20 protein-coding genes and 1 pseudogene are annotated in these 24,769 nt (G+C 67.3%); 12 read left to right on the plus strand and 9 right to left on the minus strand.

The window, feature by feature from the left end; genetic code table 11:
- Positions 1–17: 17 nt before the first annotated feature.
- Together ACWPN7_RS24315 and ACWPN7_RS24320 are read right to left on the minus strand one after the other, a co-directional pair.
- The gene (locus ACWPN7_RS24315) at positions 18–1,931 is read right to left on the minus strand and encodes an esterase/lipase family protein (protein ID WP_407823793.1); all 1,914 of its coding nucleotides are present in this window, start codon (positions 1,929–1,931) and stop codon (positions 18–20) included.
- Between the two features lie 121 nt (positions 1,932–2,052).
- Entirely contained in the window at positions 2,053–2,676 is a 624-nt protein-coding gene (locus ACWPN7_RS24320) for a hypothetical protein (RefSeq protein ID WP_137103079.1), read from the minus strand.
- Between the two features lie 480 nt (positions 2,677–3,156).
- Here ACWPN7_RS24320 and ACWPN7_RS24325 point away from each other — a divergent pair, with 480 nt between their 5' ends.
- Together ACWPN7_RS24325 and ACWPN7_RS24330 are read left to right on the plus strand one after the other, a co-directional pair.
- Entirely contained in the window at positions 3,157–4,005 is an 849-nt protein-coding gene (locus tag ACWPN7_RS24325) for a DUF2092 domain-containing protein (protein WP_051658071.1), read from the plus strand.
- A gap of 221 nt (positions 4,006–4,226) precedes the next feature.
- Complete coding sequence (locus ACWPN7_RS24330) at positions 4,227–4,772, plus strand: hypothetical protein (RefSeq protein ID WP_051657816.1); 546 nt, start codon at positions 4,227–4,229, stop codon at positions 4,770–4,772.
- 28 nt (positions 4,773–4,800) lie between these two features.
- Here ACWPN7_RS24330 and ACWPN7_RS24335 read toward each other — a convergent pair whose 3' ends face one another.
- The 3 genes from ACWPN7_RS24335 to ACWPN7_RS24345 all read right to left on the minus strand — a co-directional run bounded on the left by ACWPN7_RS24335 (position 4,801) and on the right by ACWPN7_RS24345 (position 6,551).
- Entirely contained in the window at positions 4,801–5,625 is an 825-nt protein-coding gene (locus ACWPN7_RS24335; protein WP_451992196.1) for an aminoglycoside adenylyltransferase family protein, read from the minus strand.
- Between the two features lie 153 nt (positions 5,626–5,778).
- The gene (locus ACWPN7_RS24340; protein WP_038530771.1) at positions 5,779–6,063 is read right to left on the minus strand and encodes a YMGG-like glycine zipper-containing protein; all 285 of its coding nucleotides are present in this window, start codon (positions 6,061–6,063) and stop codon (positions 5,779–5,781) included.
- Positions 6,064–6,149: 86 nt separating this feature from the next.
- Positions 6,150–6,551, minus strand: a complete 402-nt coding sequence (locus tag ACWPN7_RS24345; protein WP_038527504.1) for a Rap1a/Tai family immunity protein — start codon at positions 6,549–6,551, stop codon at positions 6,150–6,152.
- Between the two features lie 985 nt (positions 6,552–7,536).
- Between ACWPN7_RS24345 and ACWPN7_RS24350 the strand changes: the two genes are divergently transcribed.
- From ACWPN7_RS24350 to ACWPN7_RS24385, 8 genes and pseudogenes are all read left to right on the plus strand, one after another.
- Positions 7,537–9,759, plus strand: a complete 2,223-nt coding sequence (locus ACWPN7_RS24350; protein WP_247891477.1) for a DUF3141 domain-containing protein — start codon at positions 7,537–7,539, stop codon at positions 9,757–9,759.
- Positions 9,760–9,806: 47 nt separating this feature from the next.
- Positions 9,807–10,283, plus strand: a complete 477-nt coding sequence (locus ACWPN7_RS24355; RefSeq protein ID WP_459196534.1) for a hypothetical protein — start codon at positions 9,807–9,809, stop codon at positions 10,281–10,283.
- Positions 10,284–10,325: 42 nt separating this feature from the next.
- A pseudogene (locus ACWPN7_RS24360) lies at positions 10,326–11,255 on the plus strand (bifunctional enoyl-CoA hydratase/phosphate acetyltransferase); the annotation flags it as partial.
- Positions 11,256–11,262: 7 nt separating this feature from the next.
- On the plus strand, positions 11,263–12,474 hold the full coding sequence (locus ACWPN7_RS24365; RefSeq protein WP_459196535.1) for an acetate/propionate family kinase: 1,212 nt from the start codon (positions 11,263–11,265) through the stop codon (positions 12,472–12,474).
- 27 nt (positions 12,475–12,501) lie between these two features.
- Entirely contained in the window at positions 12,502–13,614 is a 1,113-nt protein-coding gene (locus ACWPN7_RS24370; protein WP_051657818.1) for an efflux RND transporter periplasmic adaptor subunit, read from the plus strand.
- Complete coding sequence (locus ACWPN7_RS24375) at positions 13,611–14,780, plus strand: efflux RND transporter periplasmic adaptor subunit (RefSeq protein WP_459196536.1); 1,170 nt, start codon at positions 13,611–13,613, stop codon at positions 14,778–14,780. Before ACWPN7_RS24370 ends, ACWPN7_RS24375 begins: the two co-directional genes overlap by 4 nt.
- Complete coding sequence (locus ACWPN7_RS24380) at positions 14,777–17,902, plus strand: efflux RND transporter permease subunit (protein WP_459196537.1); 3,126 nt, start codon at positions 14,777–14,779, stop codon at positions 17,900–17,902. The genes ACWPN7_RS24375 and ACWPN7_RS24380 overlap by 4 nt, the downstream gene beginning before the upstream one ends.
- A gap of 66 nt (positions 17,903–17,968) precedes the next feature.
- Positions 17,969–19,093 (plus strand): AI-2E family transporter, encoded by a 1,125-nt coding sequence (locus tag ACWPN7_RS24385; RefSeq protein ID WP_200475218.1) that lies wholly within the window; start codon positions 17,969–17,971, stop codon positions 19,091–19,093.
- A 270-nt stretch (positions 19,094–19,363) separates the two neighbouring features.
- On the opposite strand, the gene ACWPN7_RS24390 is transcribed toward ACWPN7_RS24385, so the two are convergent.
- The 3 genes from ACWPN7_RS24390 to ACWPN7_RS24400 are packed head-to-tail and all read right to left on the minus strand — an operon-like array spanning position 19,364 to position 22,047.
- The gene (locus ACWPN7_RS24390) at positions 19,364–20,401 is read right to left on the minus strand and encodes an ABC transporter substrate-binding protein (protein WP_200475219.1); all 1,038 of its coding nucleotides are present in this window, start codon (positions 20,399–20,401) and stop codon (positions 19,364–19,366) included.
- Positions 20,402–20,427: 26 nt separating this feature from the next.
- Positions 20,428–21,201, minus strand: coding sequence for an ABC transporter permease (locus ACWPN7_RS24395; RefSeq protein ID WP_038527523.1), 774 nt, complete (start codon positions 21,199–21,201; stop codon positions 20,428–20,430).
- 3 nt (positions 21,202–21,204) lie between these two features.
- Positions 21,205–22,047, minus strand: a complete 843-nt coding sequence (locus ACWPN7_RS24400; protein WP_038527526.1) for an ABC transporter ATP-binding protein — start codon at positions 22,045–22,047, stop codon at positions 21,205–21,207.
- A 233-nt stretch (positions 22,048–22,280) separates the two neighbouring features.
- Here ACWPN7_RS24400 and ACWPN7_RS24405 point away from each other — a divergent pair, with 233 nt between their 5' ends.
- Entirely contained in the window at positions 22,281–22,985 is a 705-nt protein-coding gene (locus ACWPN7_RS24405; RefSeq protein WP_038527529.1) for a GntR family transcriptional regulator, read from the plus strand.
- 32 nt (positions 22,986–23,017) lie between these two features.
- Here ACWPN7_RS24405 and ACWPN7_RS24410 read toward each other — a convergent pair whose 3' ends face one another.
- Positions 23,018–23,416: a nuclear transport factor 2-like protein gene (locus tag ACWPN7_RS24410; protein WP_038527532.1), complete on the minus strand. Its 399-nt coding sequence runs from the start codon at positions 23,414–23,416 to the stop codon at positions 23,018–23,020.
- Positions 23,417–23,495: 79 nt separating this feature from the next.
- Here ACWPN7_RS24410 and ACWPN7_RS24415 point away from each other — a divergent pair, with 79 nt between their 5' ends.
- Positions 23,496–24,743 carry an amidohydrolase family protein gene (locus tag ACWPN7_RS24415; RefSeq protein WP_456529822.1) on the plus strand — a complete coding sequence of 416 codons (1,248 nt, stop codon included), beginning with the start codon at positions 23,496–23,498 and terminating at the stop codon, positions 24,741–24,743.
- Positions 24,744–24,769: the final 26 nt, after the last annotated feature.

Consider the following 24,769-nt stretch of genomic DNA (forward strand, 5'->3'; position numbering starts at 1 on the left):
CATCATGGGGGCCACCGTCAACGGGTCCGGCTCGCGACGCGCGGGGCGCCGGCGCCCGGTGGTCCACACTCATTGCGTTTCGTGCAGGACTCATCCCAATGGAGGAGAAGGATGCGGCGCACCTCCTCGATCGTGCGCGGGTCGGACTGCGTCGAGTGGCCCGACCGCACGATGTACTCGGACTCGACCCCGTCGATGTGGGCGCTCTTGTACTCCACGACGCCGTCGTCGCCGGTTTCGACCGGCCCGTCGCCGCGCACCGCGATGATCGAGTGCGCCTTGACCCCCGCGGCGATGGGCGTGCGCGCCAGGGTCTGGACCAGCAGGCTGCCGGGGGTCATGGCGTGGACGCTGCCAAACCCCGTCTGTCCGGCAAGCGTGGTGCTGGCGTCGTCCAGCTTGCCGATTTCCGAACTCACTCTCAGCAGGCGTCCCGGCAACCGCACCAGACTTGCGACGAACTGGCTGATCCGGTTGCCGGCGACGTAGCTGCCGCCGTGCGGCGTGGCGATGAAGACGAGGCGTTTGACCGACGGAACCGGCTTTATGAACAGGGCGCGCGTCAGCAGGTCGCGCGTTTCCGGGTCGAGCTGAAGCTGGTCCGGCGGCTTGCGGAACGCCGCGTTCCACAGCCGGGCACCCGTGTCCACCGCCGTCAATTTGGTCAGCAGGCCACCCTGGCTGTGTCCGATGACGACCATCTCGTGCAGCGCCGGATCCCGCCCGGACGGGTCCAGGGTGGACACCGCCTCCTGCAGCGCGTCGCGCAGGAGAAGGGCGGAGTAGGGAACGGGGTTGCCCGTTTCGTAGCTGAAGAACCAGAACTGGAAGCGGTCGCGGATGCGCGGGTCGCTTCTCAGATCGTTCAGCATCTCGGCCCAGCGCACCGGGCTCGATGCCGTCCCGTGGACGAAGACGACGGGAATGCGGCCGGACCGGTACGGCTCCAGCGCGACGAGGCGGGACGGCATCTTGTCCAGCAGGCCGCCGCGCAGGAAGCCGCCGAACTCGAATTCCCAGACCGGCATGCCGTCCAGCATGTAGGCCAGCGTGGCGGTGTGCTCGACCTCCAGCGGCACCGGTTGGCGGTCGATCAGCACCGCTTCGGTTTCGGACGCGGGATAGAGTTCGAGTTGCGCGCGCACCTGCCCGCCCATGATCTGGCGCCTAGGATCGGGGATGCGCAGCAGCGCGGTCACGGGGGTCTTGACGCGCGGGGCGACCTGGAAGCCCTTCGCCAGGGTGCCCTGCGTGGTCCCCGCCGCCAAGGGAGCGCCGATGCCGGGTTGGCGATAACGGGCGTCGAGGCCGTGAACCTGCAGTTCGGCGACCGGAAAGAAGCCGGTCAGCTGGCGCCCGCCCCACACCAGTTCCCGAGAATCGAAGGCCACGTCCAACTCACCGAACGGCAGCGGGTGGCGGGCCTCCCGAATGGCGATGCCGGTTCGGTCCTCCGTCGCCAGCCCGGAGGTCAGGCTACGGTTGTACAGGTCGGTGGCCAGCCGGAACCGGGGATCGTAGGGGCTGGGCGGCTGGTCCAGTCCTCCCGGAAAGAGAAACGCGTAGGCGTAGAGGGCGGACGCCAGATAGTAAGGCGGCCCTCCCCGCTCCTCGGCGTGCAGGAACGACATCTCGGCCAAGGCGAAGATCTCGTCGGCGCCGCCATGCCCCTGCGTGACCAGCGCGCGGAGGTCGGCCATGGCGTTCTCCGGCTGCGTCAGGAAGCGGTCCGTCAGGGACCACCGGCGCAGCACGTTGTGGGTTGGATCGCTGAGCGCGTGCGCGGACAGAACGTTGTGCGTGAGCTGCTGGTGGACGGTGCCGTGGTCCACGCGTTCGACGCTGACCGCCGTCGCGCATCCGCCGGCAAGAAGCGTCCAGACCAGCAGGACCGCGACGGCGAAGCCCCTCGGAAGGGGCGGGTGCCTCATCCCGCGGGCTCCTGCGCCGCCCGTCGCCACCGGCCGGGCATCCTGGCTTGCGTGCACTCCCATGCCCTCCGCCCGTGCTTCTTGGCCCCGCCACTTCGACTGCGTTCGCGAGAACCGCCGTTCAGAACCAGCTCTTGCGCGCCGGCTCGATCGACACCGCGAGGGCTTCGCTGACGACAGCGGTGATCGTGTCGCCGACCTTCAGCGAGGGAAGCTTCGCCTGACGGGCGGGGTCCGTCACGTTGACGGTGTAGACCTCGCCGCCGTTGGGATTGACGAGGTCGATGCTGTTCGCGCCAAGGTCGATGCCGACGACCAGCCCGCTGAGCCGTGTCACCTGCACCCCGATGCCACCCGGCGCCTCGACCGAGCGCGCGACCGTCTGCTGGATCTCGTCCTCGGGCACGGGCGCACCGGGTTGGGACACCATGAAGGCCACGGAGCGGTAGAACTGCGCGTCGACGGTGTCTCCCACCTTCAGCATCTCCAGGCGCACCGCCGGCCCGGCCATGACGGTGACCGGCGTGCCCGACCGTCCGGCCAGCGTGACCTTCCGCTTGGCCGCATCGATGGCCGTGATTTTTGCGTGGAGCGTGACGGCGGCACTTTCCGGAATGACGTTCGTCAGAACGGGCCTGTCCTGCGCCGACGCCGGGTGCGGAACGGTGCCCGGCACCAGGAGTACGCCGCAGAGGATGCCCACTGCGGTGGCGGTGGCCGTTGGCAAGGTTGCACGACGCTTCATGCTGTCCTCCTGTTTTGCCTGGCATACCCCAGCGCCGTCTTCGAAACGCGAAGTTGGGGTGCGGAACTGGGGTCGTCCGGTGTGGTGCGTTGTCGTCCACAGCCAAGTCCTGTAGCCTGGGACGCCGTCTTTGACGAGTATTCTACGGTAGCTTGGCTTTCGCTGATCCCTGCCGCTGGACCGACTGTTCAGGACACACCCGGCCCGATGACGAGCCTAAGCATCGGACGGCTTTCGCGGTCTCGGTTACCGTAATGGATGTTACGGTAGCGTACTTGGCGCACTCGCCGTGGTCCGCCCAACAGGGCCTCGACCGGCTCCGGGCGCACCGGCAATTTGGACAGCGTTACCGTAGCGGCCTGCATCGACCGTGGCTGCTACTTTCAATGGTTCCGTTCCACGCGGCTCAATGACTCCAGGCCCCTCATCAATGCCGCCGGCGCAGCGTCCGGGGCAGGAAGCGGGGCAGGAGGGATGTCGATGAACGGACCCAGGTGGCTGATACGGTCGGCGCTGTGCCCGGCGCTCTGCATTTTCGCCCTGGTCGGGCCGGCTTTCGGGACCGAGGCGCCGCCGTCCGACAACCCGCCGCAAGCAGTCGAGCAGGACGAGCCGGATGACTCGCCGATCGACGACGAAGCGATGACCGTCCTGACGCGCATGGCCGACACGCTCGCCCAGGCCCAGCGCTTCACCGTGACCATCCGGGCCAGTTACGACGTGGTTCAGGACACGGGGGAGAAGATCACGTTCGGCGAGCGGCGCGCCCTCACCCTGAACCGTCCCGACGGGCTGCGGGTCGAAGCGCAGGAGAGCGACGGGAAGCGGTCGTTGGTGACGTTCGACGGCAAGGCGATCTCCGTGTTCAATGCGGACGAGAACGTCTATGCCCAGATCGAACGGGCCGGCACCATCGACGACGCCGTGCGCTATCTGGTCCAGGATCTTCAGGTGCGGCTGCCGCTGGCGCTGCTGCTGGTCAGCACGTTGCCGGATGAGTTGGAGCAACGCCTTCAAACGCTCGACTATGTGGAGCGGGACATGCTCACCTCGGTGCCGACTGATCACCTGGCGGGGCGGACCGAGGATGTCGACTTCCAGATCTGGATCGCCACCGAAGGCCCGCCGCTGCCCGAGCGTGTGACCATCACCTACAAGGGTGACGAGGGCGAGCCGCAGTACCGGGCCGACTTTTCCGATTGGAACCTCAACCCGGACGTCCAACCGGCGCAGCTCGCCTTCCATCCTCCCGACGGCGCGGAACGCATTCCGGTCATGATCCGTGTCCGCCGCAACGCGGCCGGTGGTTCGGAAGGAGCGCCGAAATGAACAGGTCGTCGTCACGGCAATCGTCACGGATTATCTTTTCCATCGCCGCATCCCTGTTGCTGGTGGCCGGATCGGTCGCGGATGCCTATGCCCGCGGCGGTGGTCGCGGTGGAGGCGGCGGCCGAGGAGGAGGGGGCGGCGGGGGATTCTCCCGATCCGGCCCGGCGGCGGGGGGCGGCTTTTCCGCTCAACGTTCCTCGGCGGGACGATCCACGGCGGGAGTGGGAGCCCGGCAGGCCGGCGCCACCCAGCGGTCGAGCCAGCGGACGGCCTCCGCGCAGACGGCGTCCCGGCAGTCCGGCGCTACGGAGCGTTCCGCGCAGCGCGCCGAGACGAAGCAGACGCGCACGGAAGCCCGGGCCGACACGCGGACTTCGGGCCAGCAGGAGCGGACCGAGCGGCAGGGCCAGCGCCAGCAGGGCCAGACCGAACGCACGGAAGCCCGCCAGCAAGGCCAGACCGAGCGCACGGAATCGCGGGCCTACGCGGCGCAGAACATCGCCAACGACTGGGACGGTCATCACTACTACGACGACGACGACGATTGGGGCTGGGCCCTCGCGGGTGCTGCGGTGGGAGCGACCGCCGGCTACATCGCCGGTGCGGCCACGGCGGGTCCCAACTACGTGACGGTGCTTCCCTGCACCCCCACCGTCGTGCCGTATGGCGGCGTCAGCTACTACGGCTGCAGCGGAACCTGGTACAACCGCAGCTATGTGAACGGCAGCGTCACCTACGTCACCGTCACGCCGCCTCCCGGTTACTGACCGTTTGGAGCGTGATCCGCCAGCTCGATCATGTTCCGGCCGTCAGGGTTTGAATGCGTGCGATGACGTGGTCGACATGCGGCCGCACCCCCAGCGCGAGATCGCTCCAATCCTCCCGCTCCTCGCCGAGATAGGCCGCTCGGGCGTGCGCCAGAACGCGCCGGTGCTCCTCGGGCAGACGCGCGAGCGCCCAATCGGCGGCCTGATCCTTCGGGAGGATTTTGCCGGTCGTGAGCGTCGTCCAGATGCGCGCCAGGGTCAGCAGCCCGTTTCGCCTGTCGTCCCCCTCTTCGATGCCCGGAATCAGGATCGGCACCATGTCCACCATGGCCCGGACGAGGTCTGCGCGCGGCACCGGATCGAGGACCGCGGCGACGGGCGGGCCGAAGAGCGGCAGGGCTCCGCGGCGGGCCGTTTCGATCAGGACAGCGACGTCGGGGTCTCGGCATGGCCATTCGGGCATGTCGCCCCGCTCGAACTCGGCGCGCATCCATTCGCCATACTGAAGCTCAAGGCAGCCGGGGTGGCGCCATGGGATCAGGGCCGGGCGGGCGAGGATGGTGAGTTCGATGGGGCGGCCCGGCACGCCAACGGTGGCGCTTCCCGAGATCGGCAAGAGCTGACGGATGATCGCGAAGCGCTCATTGTCAGACAGCGATCGCTCGGTGACGACGAGGATGTCGAGATCGCTGTTCGGGCGCAGGCCACCCGCGACCGCCGATCCGTAGAGCCACGCGGCTGAGGCGGCGGCGCCGAGAACGTCGCGGACAACCGCCGCCGCGGCGACGGTCTGCTCGCAGGATCGTGGTTCATGCGCCAGGAACGGTATCATCGCCATCAGAATGCCAGCCACGTCGCAGCATAGCAACGTCACGGCGTGACAGCGGCCGGCCAAGCTTCGCGATCGTCCTTTGCGCGGTCGTTGGCGATGCCCGTGACGAGGGCGCGCCTGCCATCCAGTGGGATCGGCGGCATGGCGAGAGCGTCCCCGTCGGCGCATGAAGGGTCACTGGGTGCCGCTTCGCTGGGTGGACCCCTGCTGGACGCCGCGCTGGTAGGCCGAGGCCTCGGTCCGCTTGTGATAGTCGTAGAGCAGACCGCCGGCCAGACCGGCGCCGGCGCCGATGGCCGCACCCATGCCGGCGTTGCCGGCGATGGCGCCGATCAGCGCTCCGCCGGCAGCGCCTCCGGTTGTGCCGGTGAGCGCGCGCTGCTGGGTCGGTGACATGTCGGAGCACGCCGCAAGGGGAAGCGCGACGATGGCGACGCGGAGGATTTGTGTGGGTTTCATGGTCTTTCCCATCCTGATTGGCCCATCCTGGTTGGCCTTTGATCGAAGGCCGTGGACCGCGGGGGAGGAAGCGGATGCCGGCGGGATCAGGCGCGGCAGGGGTAGCGCTGGGACAGGAAGCGGAACAGCCCATCCACCGGCGGCGTGTCCATCAGCTTGGGATTCTGCTTTGCCCAGGTGACGAAAGCGGAAACGGTGTCGTTGCGCGAGGGCGGTGGCGTCGGCGCGCACACCAGCTGGCGCTTGCCTTCGGCGGCCGTCACGACCTGATGGTATTGATAGGCGCCGATGGCGAAGCCGTGGCAGAAATGGAGCGCCGCGATGCCGGTCGGGTCGTTTGGCGTGGCTTCGCACAGCCGCACAAGGTCGCCCGTGGTCCGGACCTGAAAATTGGTTTCCGTGGGGGCCGGCGCCATCTGCGCGTTCGCGGCGGTGATCACCGTCGCCGTGAGGGCAACGGCCAGAGCGACCTTGGTTCGGTGTTTCATGGTTTGCTCCCAGCGCTTTTTGTGGGCGGCTTTTCGTACGCGGATTTTCAGGGACAGGAGACGCTTCCCCGACGAACCGGCCGGCCCGATGCGAAATCGATGGACCGCCGATCGGATGGACGGGGTGCACAGGTCGGGGCGAACTTAACTCGCAAGACATTGTGCTTTGGAAGGTAGCATTCCTCCAAGCCAAAGCGCAGTCATGCTACAGTAACGCCCACCGTAACGGTCATGTGAAGAGGGTCGTGTTCTGATTGAAGTATTGATGAGAAGACAGAATTTACCCCCTTGCAAGTGTCTTATTTCTTAATAAAAGAAGAATTATATAAAATAATTAAGAAAAATTGTACAAAGATCCGCCGAGTTGGGTTTCCCAAAATCCAAATCTCATTCAAGGAAAATCCAAGGCCCAAACCCCCACCGGAAGCTGGGAGCGCCGCATTGTTTCGGGAATGAGCCACCAAGGGAACGCGGCCTGATACGGTAACAGTGCCAACAGTTGCATGCTTCAACGCGGCGGATGATGCGGTGCAGTATTTCCCGCGTCTAAAGCCAGCGCCTTGGCCCCTCACATTCTCATCATGGGTCGGTATCCGCAGCGCCGGCGTCGCAACGCCTTCGCGGATGCAAAAGAAGCCGGTCGGCACAGCAACGCACAGCCGGCGCAGGAGCGTACAGCCAAAGAGGACATGTGATGAAAAATCGGCGGGTGCGTCCCCTGACGGAACAGCAGCCTCTGGCGAGCTGGTTTTCCGCCTGGACCGCAGCATTTCCCTTTCTCGGCCCCTTCGTCGAACCCGCAGAAAACGGGACCGCACTAAAGTCTGCAGGGACAAAATCAGCAGGGGCGAGACAGGCTGAGGCAAAGCCGGTCGAAGAGACGGCGGCCGGGAAAGGCGCGGATGGTTGGCAGACGCCCGCATTCCCCAACCCGTTCAATCTTCCCAACCCGTTTCAAGACGCTTTCGACTATGGCGTCGATGCCATGCAGCGCTGGGTCCTATTCCTGGATGTCCTGCGGCGCCGCGGCGACCAGTTCATGGACCATGCCGATAAAGGAAAGCCGCCCGTCCTGACCTTTCCCTACGAGGTCGTGATGGAAGGGCGGAAGTTGAAGCGGCCGTGCAATTACATGCTGCTTCACATCCTGCCGGACCCTGCTGTCGGCACGGACCCGGCCAAGCGCCCGTTCGTGATCGTCGATCCGCGCGCCGGTCACGGACCCGGGATCGGTGGGTTCAAGCCGGACAGCCAGATCGGCACCGCTCTGCGCGCCGGCCACCCCTGCTACTTCATCGGTTTCCATCCCGAACCGGAGCCGGGCCAGACCCTCGCCGACGTGGGTGAGGCGGAGGCCTTCTTCATCGAGCATGTCGGAAAACTGCACGACAATGCGGGCGGCAAGCCGTGCGTCATCGGCAATTGCCAGGCTGGCTGGGCGGTGATGGCGCTGAGCGCGGTCCGGCCCGACCTGATGGGGCCGATCATCATCGCGGGCTCCCCGCTGTCCTACTGGGCCGGCGTGAAGGGGCGGAACCCGATGCGCTACCTCGGCGGTCTCTATGGCGGAGCGTGGCTTGCCGCCCTGGCGAGCGATCTCGGCAACGGCCGCTTCGACGGGGCGCATCTGGTCGGCAACTTCGAGAAGCTGGACCCGGCCAACACCTATTGGAAGAAGGCGTACAACCTGTACGCCCATATTGACACGGAAGCGGACCGGTACCTTGAGTTCGAAAAGTGGTGGAGCGGTTTCTTCCTGATGAACGGGGAGGAGATCGAGGCCATCACCGACGAGCTGTTCGTCGGCAACAAGATGACCAGCGGCGGCATCGTCCGGAACGGGCGCCGGCTGGATTTGCGCAACATCCGCTCGCCCATCCTGGTCTTCGCGTCCTTCGGCGACAACATCACGCCGCCGCAACAGGCTCTGGGCTGGATCCTCGACCTCTACAGCGACGTCGAGGACATCCGGGCGCACGAGCAGACCATCGTCTACAACCTCCATCACGACATCGGGCACCTGGGCATCTTCGTGTCCGGCCGCGTCGCCCGCAAGGAGACGTCGGAGTTCGTCGAGAACATCGACTTCATCGACCTGCTGCCGCCCGGTCTCTACGAGATGATCCTTCAGCCGAAGGACCCGAAGGTCCCTGGTGCCGATCTGGTCGCGGGCGACTACGTGACGCGGTTCGAGCCGCGCACGCTCGACGATATCCGCGGGCTTGGCGGCAACACGCCGGAGGACGACCGGCGCTTCGCCGCGGTGGCTCGCATCTCGGACATCAACAAGGGCCTGTACGCCACCTTCGCCCGGCCCTCGATCCAAGCGACCGTCAACGAGCCCTTCGCCGAATGGCTGCGGATGATGAACCCGGCGCGCAGCCAGTATTACCTGTTCTCGCACCTCAACCCCTTCATGGCGCCGGTCGGTCCCATGGCCGACTGGGTGCGCGAGCACCGACGCCCGGTAAGCCCGGACAACCCGTACCTGAGCGCGCAGAACCGCGTCTCGGACGAGATCGTGCAGGGGCTCGACCGCTGGCGGGACGCGCGGGACGGCGCCGTCGAGCGCCTGTTCATGGGCCTCTACAACGCGCCGCTCCTTCAGGCTCTGGTCGGGCTGGCCGCGCCGGGCGAGGACGCGCGGCCGCCGCACGTCCGCGATGAGGCGTTCGAAGCCCTGGTCGAGAAGCGGATGGCCGAGATCATGGGCCGCGTCGAGGAGGGCGGGATGCGGGAGGCGCTGTTCCGCGTCCTGATCCACGCGCGGCGCGGCGAGGGCGCCCTCGACGAGCGCGCCTTCCAGATGCTGCGGAAAATCCGCGAGGAGCATCCCGGCACCCAGCACCTGTCCGTGGACGCCGTCCGCGCGGTCTTCCGCGAACAGGTTTTCCTGATGCTGATGGACGAAGACACGGCGATGAGCGCGCTGCCGAAGCTCCTGCACGGCGAGAAGGAGCGCAAGGAGGTGATGGCGCTGGCGGAACGCGTCCTGGAGGCCTCCGGGCCGCTGACCCCCGACCAGCGTGCCCGGCTCCGGCAGGTGGACGCCCTTCTGCACAACAAGGAGGAGCGCATCGAGGCCGAGCGCGAGCCGCCCCTGCGCGTGCTGCCTGGAGCCGGCGGAGCGTCGCTGGCCAAGGCCGCCTCCGACATCAGCCGGGCGGACGCGCCGCCCAGGGCGATGGGCACCGCGAAGGCCAAGTGAACCCGGCGCCGAGACAAGAGGCTGACAAGCAACAAGGGGAACGCGTCATGAGCAACATGGACCAGACCAGGGCGACCACAGCCGCCTCCGACATCGGTGACGACCTGATCTCGCCCGACGAACTCCGGAAGCTCGGCGAGGAGCATGAGATGGCACTGCTCCAGGAAGCCCTGGAGCGGGAAAAGAAGCACATGAAGGAACAGGACACCGTCCGTGAAGCCTTCATGAACCAGCACGTCCGCCCCGACGCCAAGGAGCGGTTCACGCGCGCGGTGCGCGACGCCGCGTCGCGCGGCGTGAAGGAAATCCAGGTGGCGCGCTTTCCGAGCAGCTACTGCACCGACGGCGGCCGGGCGATCAACAATTTCGAGCCGGACTGGCCGGATTCCCTGACCGGCTACGCCCGCGAAGCCTACGAGGTCTTCGACAAGAATCTGAGGGCCAAGGGCTACAAGCTGCGGGCGCAGATCCTGGACTATCCCGGCGGAATGCCGGGGGACGTCGGGCTGTACCTGCGCTGGTGAGGAGGGCGCGTCATGGCCGGCAGCCCGCCACCGTCCGCCCATCGGCATGAAAAGTACGAGCGGCTGGTCGCCGCCTGCCGCGAAATCCCCGCCGTCTCCACGGCGGTGGCGCATCCCTGCGACGCTTCGTCCCTGGGCGGCGCCGTCGATGCGGCCCGTCAGGGCTTCATCACCCCGATCCTGATCGGTCCGGCCGCGCGCATCCGGGCCGTGGCGGACGAGGCCGGTATGGACATCGCCCCGTACGAGATCGTGGACGTGCCGCACAGCCACGCCGCCGCCGCCACGGCGGTGGAGATGGTGCGCCAGGGGCGCGCCCAGCTCCTCATGAAGGGAAGCCTGCACACGGACGAGCTGCTCCGCGAGGTGGCCCGGAAGGACAGCGGGCTGCGGACGGAGCGGCGCATCAGCCACGTCTTCATCATGGACGTGCCGACCTACGCCAAGCCGCTGTTCATCACCGACGCCGCGGTGAACATCGCGCCGACCCTGGAGGACAAGCGCGACATCATCCAGAACGCCATCGATCTGGCGCGCGCTCTGGGGAATCCCCAGCCGAAGGTGGCGATCCTGTCGGCGGTCGAGACCATCAACCCGAAGATCCCCTCCACCGTCGAGGCCGGCGCGCTGTGCAAGATGGCCGACCGGGGGCAGATCACTGGCGGCCTGCTGGACGGGCCGCTGGCGCTCGACAACGCCATCAGCCCGGAGGCGGTGAGGATCAAGGGCATCGCGTCCCCGGTCGCCGGGCAGGCCGACATTCTCGTCGTGCCGGATCTGGAGGCGGGCAACATGCTCGCCAAGAACCTGACCTTCCTGGCGAACGCCGATGCCGCCGGCATCGTGCTGGGCGCGCGGGTGCCCATCGTGCTGACCAGCCGGGCCGACAGCGTCATGACGCGCATGGCTTCCTGCGCCGTGGCGGCGCTGTACGCGCACCGGCAGCGGATCGAGCAGCCGGTGAAGGGGTGAGGTCGCCATGACCGAGATGAGCATGACCGAGACGATCCTGGTCATCAACGCCGGTTCCTCCAGCATCAAGTTCCAGCTGTTCGACGCGGCGGACGGAACGCTGCCGGTGCGCCTGCGCGGCCGGATCGAGGGGATCGGCACGACGCCCCGGCTGATCGTTCAGGAGAGCGGCCAGGACGGCAGCCGGGACGGCGGCGTGCCCTTGCCGGCGGAGTCCGGCGACGGGGTTCCCGGCGCGCTGGCCTTTCTCGGCGCGTGGCTGCGGGAGCGGCTGGGCGGCGCCATGCCGGTTGCGGTCGGGCATCGGGTGGTTCACGGCGGGCCGGCCTACGACCGCCATGTGGCGGTGGACGACGCGGTGATCGGGACGCTGGAGACCTACGTTCCGCTCGCCCCGCTCCACCAGCCGAACAATCTGGCGCCGATCCGGGCGATCCGGAAACTCTTGCCGGACGTGCTTCAGGTGGCCTGTTTCGACACGGCCTTTCACCGCCACCATTCCGAACTGGCCGACCGCTACGCCATCCCGGACACCCTCCACCGGGAGGGTGTGCGGCGTTACGGCTTTCATGGCCTGAGCTACGAATACATCGCCAGGCGCCTGCCGGACCTCGCCCCTGGGATCGCCGGCGGGCGGGTCGTCGTCGCGCATCTCGGCAGCGGGGCCAGCATGTGCGCCATCCGGGACGGGCACAGCATCGACAGCACCATGGGCTTCACCGCGCTGGACGGTCTGCCGATGGGCACGCGGCCGGGGCAGTTGGACCCTGGTGTGGTCCTCTACCTGATGGACAAGGGCATGGACGCCCGCGCCATCGAACGGCTGCTCTACCACGACTGCGGCCTGAAGGGCCTGTCCGGCATCAGCAACGACGTCCGCGACCTGCTGGCCAGCACCGACCCGCGCGCCAGGCTCGCGCTGGACTGCTTCGTCTACCGGGCGAGCCTCGCCATTGGGGCGCTGGCCGCCGCCATGGAGGGCATCGACGGGCTGGTGTTCACGGCCGGCATCGGTGAGCGGGCACCGGCCATCCGCAAGGCCATCGCGGAGCGGGCGCGCTGGCTCGGCGTCGACCTCGACGAGGCGGCCAACACCGCGAACGCGCTGTGCATCACGACGCCGGACAGCCGGGTCAAGGGCTGGGTCATCCCGACCGACGAGGAACGGATGATCGCGCTCCACACCCGCGCCATCCTCAGCCGCCACCGCTCTGCGTGACACGGTCCCGAGAAGGAGAGAGGCACCATGTCCTGGTCATCCGGTTTTGGGTCATCCGGTTTTGGGTCTTCCAGATCGGCGGTCCTCGCCGGCCTCCTGCTTCTCGGCTGCGAGCAGCCGACGCCGCCGCCGGCCGAGGCGACGCTGATCCGCGCCCTGCCGGTGCAGGTGAGCCAGTTCGACCGCACCGCCGCGCTGACTGGTGAGATCCAGGCCCGCCACGAGAGCAATCTCGGCTTCCGCGTCAGTGGCAAGGTTGTCGAACGGCTGGTGGAGGTGGGGCAGACGGTCACGTCCGGCCAGTTGCTGGCGCGGCTGGACAATCAGGACCAGACCAACGCCGTGAGGTCCGCCGAGTCCGATGTGGCGGCGGCGCAGGCCGCTGTCGAGCAAAGCCGGACGCAGGAGGAGCGCCAGCGCTCCCTGCTCGCCAACGGCTTCACCACCCGGGTCCAGTACGACAACGCCCAGAAGCGCTTCCAGCAGGCGCAGGCCGAGCTGAACTCCGCCGAGGCGCAGCTCGGCTCGGCCCGGGACACGCTGTCCTACACCGAACTGCGGGCCGACCGCGACGGGGTCATCACGGCGAAGGCGGCGGAGCCCGGCCAAGTGGTCGCCGTCGGCCAGCCGGTGCTGCGGCTCGCCGACCCGAATGAGCGGGAGGCGGTCTTCCAGGTGCCGGGCGCCAGCATCCGGCTGGAGGGGCGGGAGGGCCTGCCGCCGGTCGAGGTGCGGCTCGTCAACGATGCCAAGACCGTCACCGAAGGAACGATCCGCGAGGTGTCTCCGGGGGTCGATCCGGTGACCCGGACCTACACCGTGAAGGTCTCCCTGCCCAACGCTCCCGACGCCTTCCTGCTGGGCTCCTCCGTCGTCGGGCGTGCCAAGCTGCCGGCGCGGCCGGTGGTCAATCTGCCGTCCTCGGCCCTGTTCCAGACGGGGAACGGGGAGCCGGCGGTCTGGGTCGTGGCACGGCCGGCCGACACGGTGAGCCTGCGCCCCGTCTCCGTCCTGCAATACGACACCGGCACGGTCACCGTCTCCAGCGGCCTCAGCGATGGCGATCTGGTGGTGGTCGGCGGCGTCCAGAAGCTGCGGCCGGACCAGAAGGTCACCATCAAGCAGGGGAGCGGCGCATGACCCGCATCGCGCGACCAACCACGCGGCTCCCAACCCTGCGGCCCCCAACCATGTGGCGGCCACCCGCGAAGCCGCTTCTCGTCGCGCTGCTGGCGCTGGCCCCGGCGCTGGCCGCCTGTCAGCCGCAGGGCGGCCATCACGCCGACGCGGCGCCGGTGATCCGCCCGGTGCGGACCGTCACCGTGGAGCCGGTGACCTTCCGGATGGGCGGTTCCGCCACCGGAACCATCGAGGCGCGGGCCGACGCCGACCTTGGCTTCCGCATCGCCGGAAAGCTGGTCGAGCGCAAAGTCGATGTGGGCAGTCTGGTCAAGGCCGGCGACGTGCTGGCGCGGCTGGACGACCAGGACCAGCGCAACGCGCTGCGGACCGCCGAGGCGAACCTCGCCTCCGCCAAGGCCGATCAGGTGCAGGCGCGCAACGAGGAGTCCCGCAAGCGGGAGCTGCTGGCCAACGGCAACGCCCCGCAGGCGCAGTACGATGCGGCGCTGCTGGCGATGCGCACCGCCGACGCCAAGGTCGTCGCCACGCAGGCGGCGCTGCAATCGGCCCGCGACCGGGTCGGCTACACGGAGCTGAGGGCGGACCGGGACGGCGTGGTGACCACCATCGGGGCCGAGCCCGGACAGGTGGTCGAAGCCGGACAGATGGTGGTGCGCGTCGCCCAGCCGGAGGAGCGCGAAGCCGTCTTCAACGTCGCCGAAACCGGCATCCGGGCGGCGCCGAAGGACCCGGTGATCGACGTCTCGCTGGCCGGCGCACCGGACATCGTGGCGGTGGGCCGCGTCCGCGAAATCTCGCCCCAGGCCGATCCCGTCACCCGAACCCACACCGTCCGGATCGCGCTGGACAACCCGCCCGACGCCCTGCGCCTCGGCGCGACCGTCGTCGGCCGCCTGAAGCAGCCGCCCGCCCCGGTGGTCGAGCTGCCGGGAACGGCGCTGTTCGAGGAGGCCGGGCGGAGCTTCGTCTGGCTCGTCGACCCGAAGGCCCAGACCGTCCGGCGCCAGCCGGTCGCGATCCGGCCCAGGGATGGTGATGGCCCGGTCATCGTCACCGAGGGCCTGACCCGCGGCGACGTCGTGGTCACCGCGGGCGTGCACAGCCTGAGCGAAGGCCAGCGGGTCCGGTTCAACCAAAAAATCGAAACGGCGGCGGCACCATGACCGGCTTCAATCTCTCCGAGTGGGCTCTGCGCCACCGCTCCTTCGTCTGGTACCTGATCATCTCGCTGACGCTGGCGGGCGGCATGGCCTACATGCGCCTCGGCCGCGAGGAGGACCCGGCCTTCACGATCAAGACCATGGTGGTCCAGGCCAACTGGCCCGGCGCCACCATCGAGGACACCATGAAGCTGGTGACCGACCCGATCGAGAAGAAGCTGGAGGAGATCCCCTATCTCGACTACGTCAAGAGCTACACCAAGCCCGGCATCTCGGTCGTCTACGTCAACCTGAAGGACTACACGCCTGCCGAGGCGGTGCCCGACCTGTGGTATCAGGTCCGCAAGAAGATCGCCGACATGAAGTCCACCCTGCCGCAGGGCGTGCAGGGGCCGGCCTTCAACGACGAGTTCGGCGACACCTTCGGCACGGTCTTCGCCTTCACCGCCGACGGCTTCAGCTACCGCGAGCTGAAGGACTACGCGGAGACCGCGCGGGCCGATCTGATGCGCGTGCCGGACGTCGGCAAGATCCAGTTCGTCGGCGTCCAGAACGAACGGATCTACCTCGACTTCTCCACGCGCAAGCTGGCCGCGATGGGGATCGACCGCGAGCAGGTCATCGCCGAGCTTCAGGCGCAGAACGCCGTGGCCCCGGCCGGCGTGGTCCAGGCGGGCGACGAGAAGATCTCGGTCCGGGTCAGCGGCGCCTTCACGTCGGAGGACAGCCTGCGCGCCATCAGCCTGCGCGCCAACGACAAATTCTATCGGCTGGCCGACCTAGCGGACATCCGGCGCGGCTACGCGGACCCGCCGTCGCCGCTGTTCCGCTACAACGGGCAGCCGGCCATCGGGATGATCATCTCCATGGCGGCCGGCGGCAACGTGCTGACCTTCGGCGAGGGCATCCGCGAGCGGATGCGGCAGGTCGAGGCGAACCTGCCGGTGGGCATCGGCGTCCACCTCGTCGCCAACCAGTCGGTGGTGGTCGAGGAATCGGTCGCCGGCTTCACCAAGGCGCTGAAGGAGGCGGTCGTCATCGTCCTGGTGGTCAGCTTCATCAGCCTGGGCCTGCGCGCCGGGCTGGTGGTGGCGACCTCCATCCCGCTGGTGCTGGGCATGACCTTCATCGGCATGGAGTTCTACGGCATCACGCTCCAGCGCATCTCGCTGGGCGCGCTGATCATCGCGCTCGGCCTGCTGGTGGACGACGCGATGATCACCGTGGAGATGATGATCACCAAACTGGAGGAGGGCTTCAGCCTCGATAAGGCGGCGACCTTCGCCTACACCTCCACGGCCTTTCCCATGCTGACCGGCACGCTGATCACCGTGGCCGGCTTCATCCCCATCGGCTTCGCCCAGGGCGGTGCGGCGGAATACTGCTTCACGCTGTTCGCCGTGGTGGCGATGGCGCTGCTGTTCTCCTGGATCGTGGCGGTCCTGTTCGCGCCCCTCATCGGGGTGAACGTGCTGCCCAAGACCATGAAGGCGAAGCATGGCAGCGAGCCGGGGCGCCTGATGCGGATGTTCCGGGGCAGCCTGCGCCTGGCCATGCGGGCGCGCTATGTGGTGATCGTCGCGACGCTGCTGCTGTTCGGCCTGTCGGTCTTCGGCCTGCGCTTCGTCCAGCAGCAGTTCTTCCCCGCCTCCGACCGTCCGGAACTGCTGGTCAATCTGACCCTGCCGCAGACGGCCTCGATCCGGTCGACCGAGGAGGTGGTGGATCGCTTCGAGAAGGTGCTGGCGGCCGATCCCGACGTCGATCGTTGGAGCTTCTACGTCGGCCAGGGTGCGGTGCGCTTCTACCTGCCGCTCGACGTGCAACTGGCCAACGACTACTTCGCGCAGGCCGTGGTGGTGACCAAGGGCTACAAGGTCCGCGAGGCTGTCCGCGCCCGGCTGGAGAAGGTGCTGAACGAGAACTTCTCCGATCTGAACACGCGGGTCAGCCCGCTGGAGATGGGGCCGCCGGTCGGCTGGCCGATCCAGTACCGCGTCTCCGGACCCGACGTGGGCGAGGTGCGGGCCATCGCCGCCCGGATGGCCGACACCATCGGCACCAACCCCTACACGCTGCTGATCAACTACGACTGGAACGAGCCGTCGAAGGTGGTGCGGGTCGATGTGGACCAGGACAAGGCCCGCCTGCTGGGGATCAGTTCCAAGTCGCTCAATCAGGCGCTGAACGCCACGGTGTCGGGTGCCGCCTTCACGCAGGTGCGCGACGACATCTACCTGATCGACGTGGTCGCCCAGGCGACCAACGCGGAGCGCAGCTCCATCGAGACACTGCGCAACCTCCAGATCGCCATTCCGGACGGCCGCACCGTGCCGCTGGGCGAGGTCGCGACCATGCGCTACGACCTGGAACAGCCGGTGGTCTGGCGGCGGACGCGCCTGCCGACCATCACCGTCCAGGCCGATCTGGTTCCCCCGTTGCAGGCCGCGACGGTGGTGCAGCAGCTGGCCCCGGCGGTGGACGAGCTGCGGCGCAGCCTGCCGCCCGGCTACACCGTCGAGGCGGGCGGCACGGTGGAGAACAGCGCCAAGGGCATGGCCTCGATCACCGCCGTTTTCCCGATCATGATCTTCGTCATGCTGACCATCCTGATGATTCAGCTTCAGAGCTTCCAGAAGCTGTTCCTGGTCATCAGCGTGGCGCCGCTCGGCCTGATCGGCGTCGTCGCGGCGCTGCTGCCGACTGGCACGCCGCTGGGCTTCGTCGCCATTCTGGGCGTGGTCGCGCTGATTGGGATGATCGTCCGCAACTCGGTCATCATGATCGCCCAGATCGACGAGCATCTGGAGGCCGGGGAGCATCCCTGGGACGCCGTCATCAACGCCACCATGCACCGCGTGCGGCCGATCCTGCTGACGGCGGCGGCGGCCAGCCTGGGCATGATCCCCATTGCGCCCGAGGTCTTCTGGGGTCCCATGGCCTACGCGATCATCGGCGGCCTGATCGTGGCGACCCTGCTGACGCTGCTCTTCCTGCCGGCGCTCTACGTCGCTTGGTTCCGGATCCGGGAACCGGCGGCGGAGGAGCGCGCCAAGCCCCGCTACGACGAGGCCATGCACCCGCCGGGCCCGGCGCCGACCAAGGGAGTGACGAGCGGCGTGTGACCACCCGATGATTTTCCGCAAGACCGGCGGTGCTCGGACCAGCGCGCGCTGAAGGGGACAGAAGCCATGGCGGACTTCATTCACGACCGGTTCATGCCGCAAGCCGACGCTTCGGAGGTTCCGGAGCGGCACGAGATGAGCTATGTCCGCAAGGCGCTCGTCCTGTCCATGATGCTGGTCCTGCTGATCGGCTGCTTCGTCGTGTTGCGCCCGTTCATCGCGGCGATTCTCTGGGCCATCATCCTGTCCTTCAGCACATGGCCGCTGCACCGGCGCATCGAGCGCGCGCTCGGTGGGCGCACGACGCTGGCGGCGGCGATCATGACGCTGGCAATCATGGCGATCCTCGTCGGCCCCCTGGTCGCGCTTGGAATAAAGCTGTCGGAAAATGTCGTCCGGGTCTTCGAAACGCTTCACGCGGCCATGGACCGGGGGCTTCCACCCCTGCCGGACTGGCTGGTCGGCCTCCCGATCCTGGGGGACCGGCTGCAGGAGATGTGGAGCGTGCTGGCGAGCGGCGAGTCCAACCTGCGCACGACGCTCCGGCCCTATCTCGGCCAGATCCGCGACGGGGTGCTGGCGAGCGGCGGGCATCTTCTCTCGGGGACGTCGCTGATCGCACTGAGCGTCCTGATCGCCTTCTTCCTCTATCGGGACGGCCGCACCGCCGTGCGCCGGCTGCACAGCATCGTGGGGCGGATCGCCGGTGCCCGTGCGCGGCAATCCCTCGACGTTGCCGCGGATACGATCAACGGGGTCGTCCATGGCGTGCTCGGCACCGCGCTGGTGCAAGCCATCGCCGCCACGGTGGGCTATTGGATCGCGGGGCTTCCCGGCGCCCTGCTTCTCGGCTTCATCACCTTTTTCCTGACGCTGGTGCCGATGGGGCCGGCGGTGATCTGGTTGCCCGCCGCGATCTGGCTGGCCAGCCAGGGCCGCACCGGCATGGCGATCTTTCTGGTGGCCTGGGTCGGCCTTCTGGTCGGCAGCCTCGAAAACATCCTGCGCCCGATCCTGATCGGTCGAAGCAGCGATCTCCCCTTCATCATCATTTTTCTGGGCATCGTCGGCGGTCTCGTCGCCTTTGGCCTGATCGGTATCTTTCTCGGCCCGACGTTGCTCGCCGTGGCCTACGGCCTCATTCGGGAATGGAGCGGGGGAAACGAGCCAGGCGATGCCGTGGCGGAGTAGGCGTCCGCAGCCGAAGCCATCGATCACCGGTGCGCAGGCCGAGGTGACGGTCGAGACGGGGCCGCGCAGGGGGATCGCAGCCTCATAGGCGGGAAGCCGGCCCGCCGCCTGTCCGATGCCGAGGAAACAGCGTTGCCGCCCCTGCCGGTCAGCCACCAGCCAGACGGCATCGCCGCCGATCCCGCAGAAATGCAGCGTGACGACGGACAGGCCATCTCTTTTCTCACGTGTGAAACCCGGCCGCTGTTCCGGCCGGGCTTCGTCCTGCGATCAGTCGGCCTTGTAGGCGAGCTTGCGGTCAGCCGCCGGCGGCAGGAACTGGCGGGTGAAGACCTGTTCCGGCTTGGGCGTGGCGGTCAGCTGATAGCCTTCGACCATGATGCCGATCGAGCGGGCGAGGCGGGCGTCGTCCACATCGCCAAGGCCGAGCCGGTCGACTTCGGGCGACAGGATGAGCTGCTCGTAGGAGAACTTCATGCGGGCGCGTTCAAGCTCTTCCTTGGCCAGATTGTCGTAGGCAAGGACCGCCTTGACCCCGGCCTCGGCGTCCACGCCGATCTCCACCGCCGCCTTGTTGACCGCGCGGACGAGGCCGGCCACGGCGTCCGGGTTCTCCTTGATCAGCTTCTGGGACACCATCATGCCGTTGGAATAGAGGTCGAGGCCGAATTCGCCGAACAGCAGCCAGTTGTAGTCCTTGGCGGGGTCCTGGCGGTTGTTGATCAGGTTGAACCAGCTGGTGATGTTGAAGACCAGGGCGCCATCGATGTCGCCCTTGATCAGCATCGGCTCCTGCAGGTTCGGCCCCATGTTCTCGATGGCGACCTTGGTCATATCGACCTTGTTGAGCGTGCCGAGCACAGTGACGAGGCGGGTGGTCGGGGTGCCCTGGGCGCCGCCCAGCTTCTTGCCGACGAGATCGGTAGGCTTGGTGATGTTGGTCGCCTTCTTCGAGACGATCGCAAAGGGCGGCTTGTTCCAGAGCTGATAGACCATGATCGGCACCTCGCCGGGGCGGGTCGCCGCGTTCTGGATGATCGCGTTGATGTCGCCGAAGCCGGCGTCATAGGCGCCCGACATGATGCGGGTCACGGTGGCCGCCGACCCTTCGCCCTGGTCGATGGTGACGTTCAGCCCTTCGGCCTTGAAGTAACCCTTCTGCTGCGCCAGCAGGAAGGGAGCGTCGGAGCCCTGGGTCTTCCAGCCGAGCGTGAACTTGATGTTGGTTTCGGCCAACGCCGGCCCGCTCAGGCCCGGCCCACTCAGACAAAGACCGAGCGCAAGCGTCGAGAGAAGCTTTTTCAACATGGTAGGCTCCGATTCGGGATGAAGGGTCAGGCGGAAGCAAAGCCCTGGCGACGGGTGGCCCAGCCGGTGACGCGCGCCTCGACCAGCGAGAAGGCGACGTAGAGCAGGATGCCGAGGGCGGCGAGCAGGAAGAGGCCGGCGAAGACCAGCGGCACGTCGAAGTTCGAGGAGGCCGTCATCATCACGTTGCCGATGCCCTTGTTGGAGGCGACGGTTTCGGACAGCACGCTGCCGACGAAGGCGAAGGTGACGGCGATCTTCAGCGAGGCGAAGAAGAAGGGCATGGTGCGGGGCAGCCCGACGTTCCACAGGATGTCGAGCTTGCTGGCGCCGAGCGACTTGAGGACGTCCTCCAGCTCCGGCTCGGTGGTGGCGAGGCCGGTCGCGATGTTGACGACGATCGGGAAGAAGCACATCGCCAGGGCGGTGAGGATGGCCGGAGTCGCGCCCGATCCGAACCACAGCACGAAGATCGGCACCACCGCGACCTTGGGGATCGAGGAGAAGCCGATCAGCAGGGGATAGACCGTGTCGTAGGCGGTGCGGGAGACGCCGACGGCCGCCCCGATCACCACCCCGACGGTGACGCCCAGGATGAAGCCGATCATCGTGGTCCAGAGGGTCTGCAGCACATGGGGCCAGAGGATGCCGAGGCGGGAGATCAGCGTCGCGAAGACCTGGGTCGGGCGGGGGAGGACCAGATCGGAGACCTGAAGGGCGAGGCAGAGGAATTCCCAGGCCGCGAAGAAGCCGAGGATGAGGATGGCGGCCCAGAGGCGGCGGCGCAGTTCGTAGCTCATGGCTCAGGCTCCGCGGATGGCGGTGTCGGTGCGCGCGTCGATGATGAGGTCGCGCAGGCGCTGATTGAGGGCGACGAAATCCGCATCGAAGGTCATCTGGATCGTGCGCGGGCGGGGGAAGTCGACGGCGCTGTCGTTGATGATGCGACCGGGGCGGGCGCTCATCACGCAGACGCGCGAGGCGAGGAACCCCGCCTCCTTCAGGTCGTGGGTGATGAGCAGGACGGTGGGTTTGCGCTTCAGCCACAGGGATTGCATCGTCCCCCACAGCTCCTCGCGCGTGAATTGGTCGAGCGCGCCGAACGGCTCGTCGAGCAGCAGCAGGCTCGGTTCATGGATGAGGGCGCGGCAGAGGTTCGCGCGCTGCAGCATCCCGCCCGACAGCTGCCAGGGATAATGGCCGGCGAACTTATCAAGCCCGACATCGGCCAGCAGGGCATGCACGCGGTCGCGGTATTCCGTCTTGCGCTTGGCGCGATAGTCGGAGCGGAAGGGCCGCACAATCTTCAGCGGCAGCATGACGTTCCGCTCGATGGTGAGCCAGGGCAGCATGGTCGGATTCTGGAAGGCCATGCCGATGCGCAGGGCCTTGGCCGCCACCTCGCGCCCGCCGACGAGGACGGCCCCCTGGGTCGGTTGCAGCAGGCCGGCGGTCAGCCGCAGGATCGTCGACTTTCCGCAGCCTGACGGGCCGACCAGAGCGACAAACTCGCCATCGGCAATCCGAAGGTTCGTCTCCTGCAGGGCTGCGAACGATTTGCCCGGCGCGCCGAACGAAACGGCGGCCTGGGAAAGCTCGACGGCGATGGCGGAACGGCCTTGCTGGATGGCTTGGGATGGGGACATGCGGCGCACCTCGTGACGGACTGGTAAACTGTATGCAACAGATGCGCCAGTTTCTGGGGCGGGCTGCGCGCCACGTCGGGGGTGGCCGGCTTTTGGCGAGAAAAAGTGTGTACAATTATTGCATGCATTTGATTTGTGCAGGGTGATGAGGCTGTTGCATTCAAATGCGGCACTTGGCGAGTTGAATTCCCGCCTGACCTCCCTTATGCAGAGCGGGATAGGAGAGGGCGGCGATGGTCGAGGAAAAGCGTTCGAGGAAAACCGGAGGCGACCGTGTCGCGGTGATCTGCACGGCCTTGCGGCGTGCCATCATCGAACGGGCGCTTTCGCCGGGCGACCGACTGCCGGAGGATTCGCTGGGCGAGCGCTTCGGCGTCAGCCGGACCATCGCACGCAGCGCGCTCGGGCAGTTGGCGGCGGAAGGCCTTGTCGATCTGCGCCGGAACCGCATCGCCGTGGTCGCCGTGCCGTCCTTCGAGGATGCACGGGACATCTTTGACATCCGGGTCGATCTTGAGCGTCAGGTCGTCCGGCATCTGGCCGGCAAGTTGACCGAGGCCCAGGTGAAGCAGCTGAAGGCCATCGTCGAAGCCGAACATCAGGCCCGGCATGGCGCCGAGGGGATTTCGATCCGCCTTGCGACGGAGTTCCATGTCCGGCTGGCGGAAATGACCGGCAAGCCCGTTCTGGTCCGCTATGTGACGGAGATCTGCTACCGCGCGGGACTGTCGCTGGCGGTCTTCAGCCGGCCCCATTCGTCCGAATGCGCGGTGAATGAGCATCTGGAACTGATCGAGGCGATCCGGACCGGCCCCGCCGACAAGGCCTGCGCCCTCATGGACGAGCATCTGGAGGCTGTGGCCGCCCGCGCGCTTCTGCAAAGCTCGGGCGCCAAGAGCCGCGACCTTATGGACATCCTGGCGCCCTACACCGAATAAGGGCGCCAGGCATTCATGTCAGGGCATTCAGGTCAGCGGGCGCAGGAGGGGTCGAGAATCCATTCGGCGCTGTCGTTCCAGACATCGGTTTCGACGATCAGCCCGTCCCGCACCACGAAGCGGTCGACGTAGCGGTTGTTGTCGAAGGGCGTGCCGTCCGGCCAGGCGCCGTACAGGAAGCCGAGGCTGTAGACGATGGTTTCCGTCTCGCCCGGCACCACGTCATAGCGCTCGATTCTCTTCTTCACCCACTTGTAGCGGGCGGCGTTGAAGCCGGTCGGGCCGCTCGGCGTGTCGAAAATGCGGTGCCCGGTGAAGCGGCAGACGAAACCCGGAGCCACATGCTTCGCCGCGCGCACGGGATCGGGGGCCATCGACGCATCCAGGTAGTCCTTCACGGCCTGCAGATCGCGTTCGGTCATCTCGCTCATTGGGAACTCCGCAAGTGTGGTCAGTCTGGCATTGAAAGTGCATACTGTTTATGCATGCAAATGTCACGCCGGATCTGAAATGCCGCAGAACCAGATTTTCGACCTTCTCCTGCGTAACGCCCGCCTGAGGGGAGGGCAAACCCTGCAGGATATCGCGGTCAGGCAGGGACGGATCGCCGCCATCGGCCCGGCCTTGACGGGGGCCGCCATCGTTGAGGCCGTCGTCGAGGAGGACGCCGGTGGGCGCTTGGTCTTGTCGGGGCTGGTCGATACGCACATCCATCTCGACAAATCCTGTCTGCTCTGCCGGTGCCGCGATGCCGGTGGTGGACTCAAGGGGGCAATCGCCGCGGTGTCCCGCCTGAAAAGAGATTTCACGATCGAGGATGTCTACGAACGCGGTGCCCGCACCCTGGAGCGCGCGATCACGCAGGGCACCATGCACATGCGGACCCATGTGGAACTCGATCCACTGGTCGGCCTGCGCAGCTTCGAGGCCATGAAGCGGCTCAAGCGGGAGTATGCCTTCGCCATCGACCTGTCGATCTGCGTCTTCCCGCAGGAGGGGATGACCCATGACCCGGCGGTCGAGCGGTTGTTGACCCAGGCCTTGGCGGAGGGGGCCGATCTCCTGGGCGGTTGTCCTTACACCGATGCCGATCCTTCCCTGCACATGGAGCGGATTTTCGCCCTGGCGGTGGCGCACGACGTCGATCTCGATTTCCATCTGGATTTCGATCTCGATCCCAGCTGGTCCCACTTGGAAGAGATTTGCCGGAGGACGATGGCGGCGGGCTGGCAGGGGCGGGTCGCCGTCGGCCATGCCACCAAGCTCGCCGCCATCGATGATGCGGCGCTGGAGCGGATGATCGCGCTCCTGGCCGATGCCGGGGTGGGGGTGACGGCGTTGCCGGCAACGGATCTCTATCTCAACGGGCGTGACGCCAACCATCGCGCCCCGCGCGGGGTGGCGCCGGTTCACCGGCTGGCGGAAGGCGGCGTTGCCGTCTCGGTCGCGACCAACAACGTCCTGAACCCCTTCACGCCCTTTGGCGACGGCTCGCTGATGCGGATGGGCAATCTCTACGCGAACCTCATGCATCTGGGGCCTGAGAGCTTCGGCGATTGCCTTGATATGGTCTCCAACGGGGCCGCCCGGCTGATGCGGATCGCGGACTATGGCATCGCGGTTGGCGGACAGGCGGACTTGATCGTGCTCGACGCCGACGACGAGGCCGAGGCCTTCGGCGGAATAGCCGCACCTCTCATGGGGTTCAAGCGCGGCCGCAAAAGCTTTGTCCGACCGGCAGCAACGCTGCTGAGGTAGCGCGGGCGTCCCTGCTGCCCGCAGGC

Source organism: Azospirillum sp. UENF 312511, assembly GCF_058780635.1.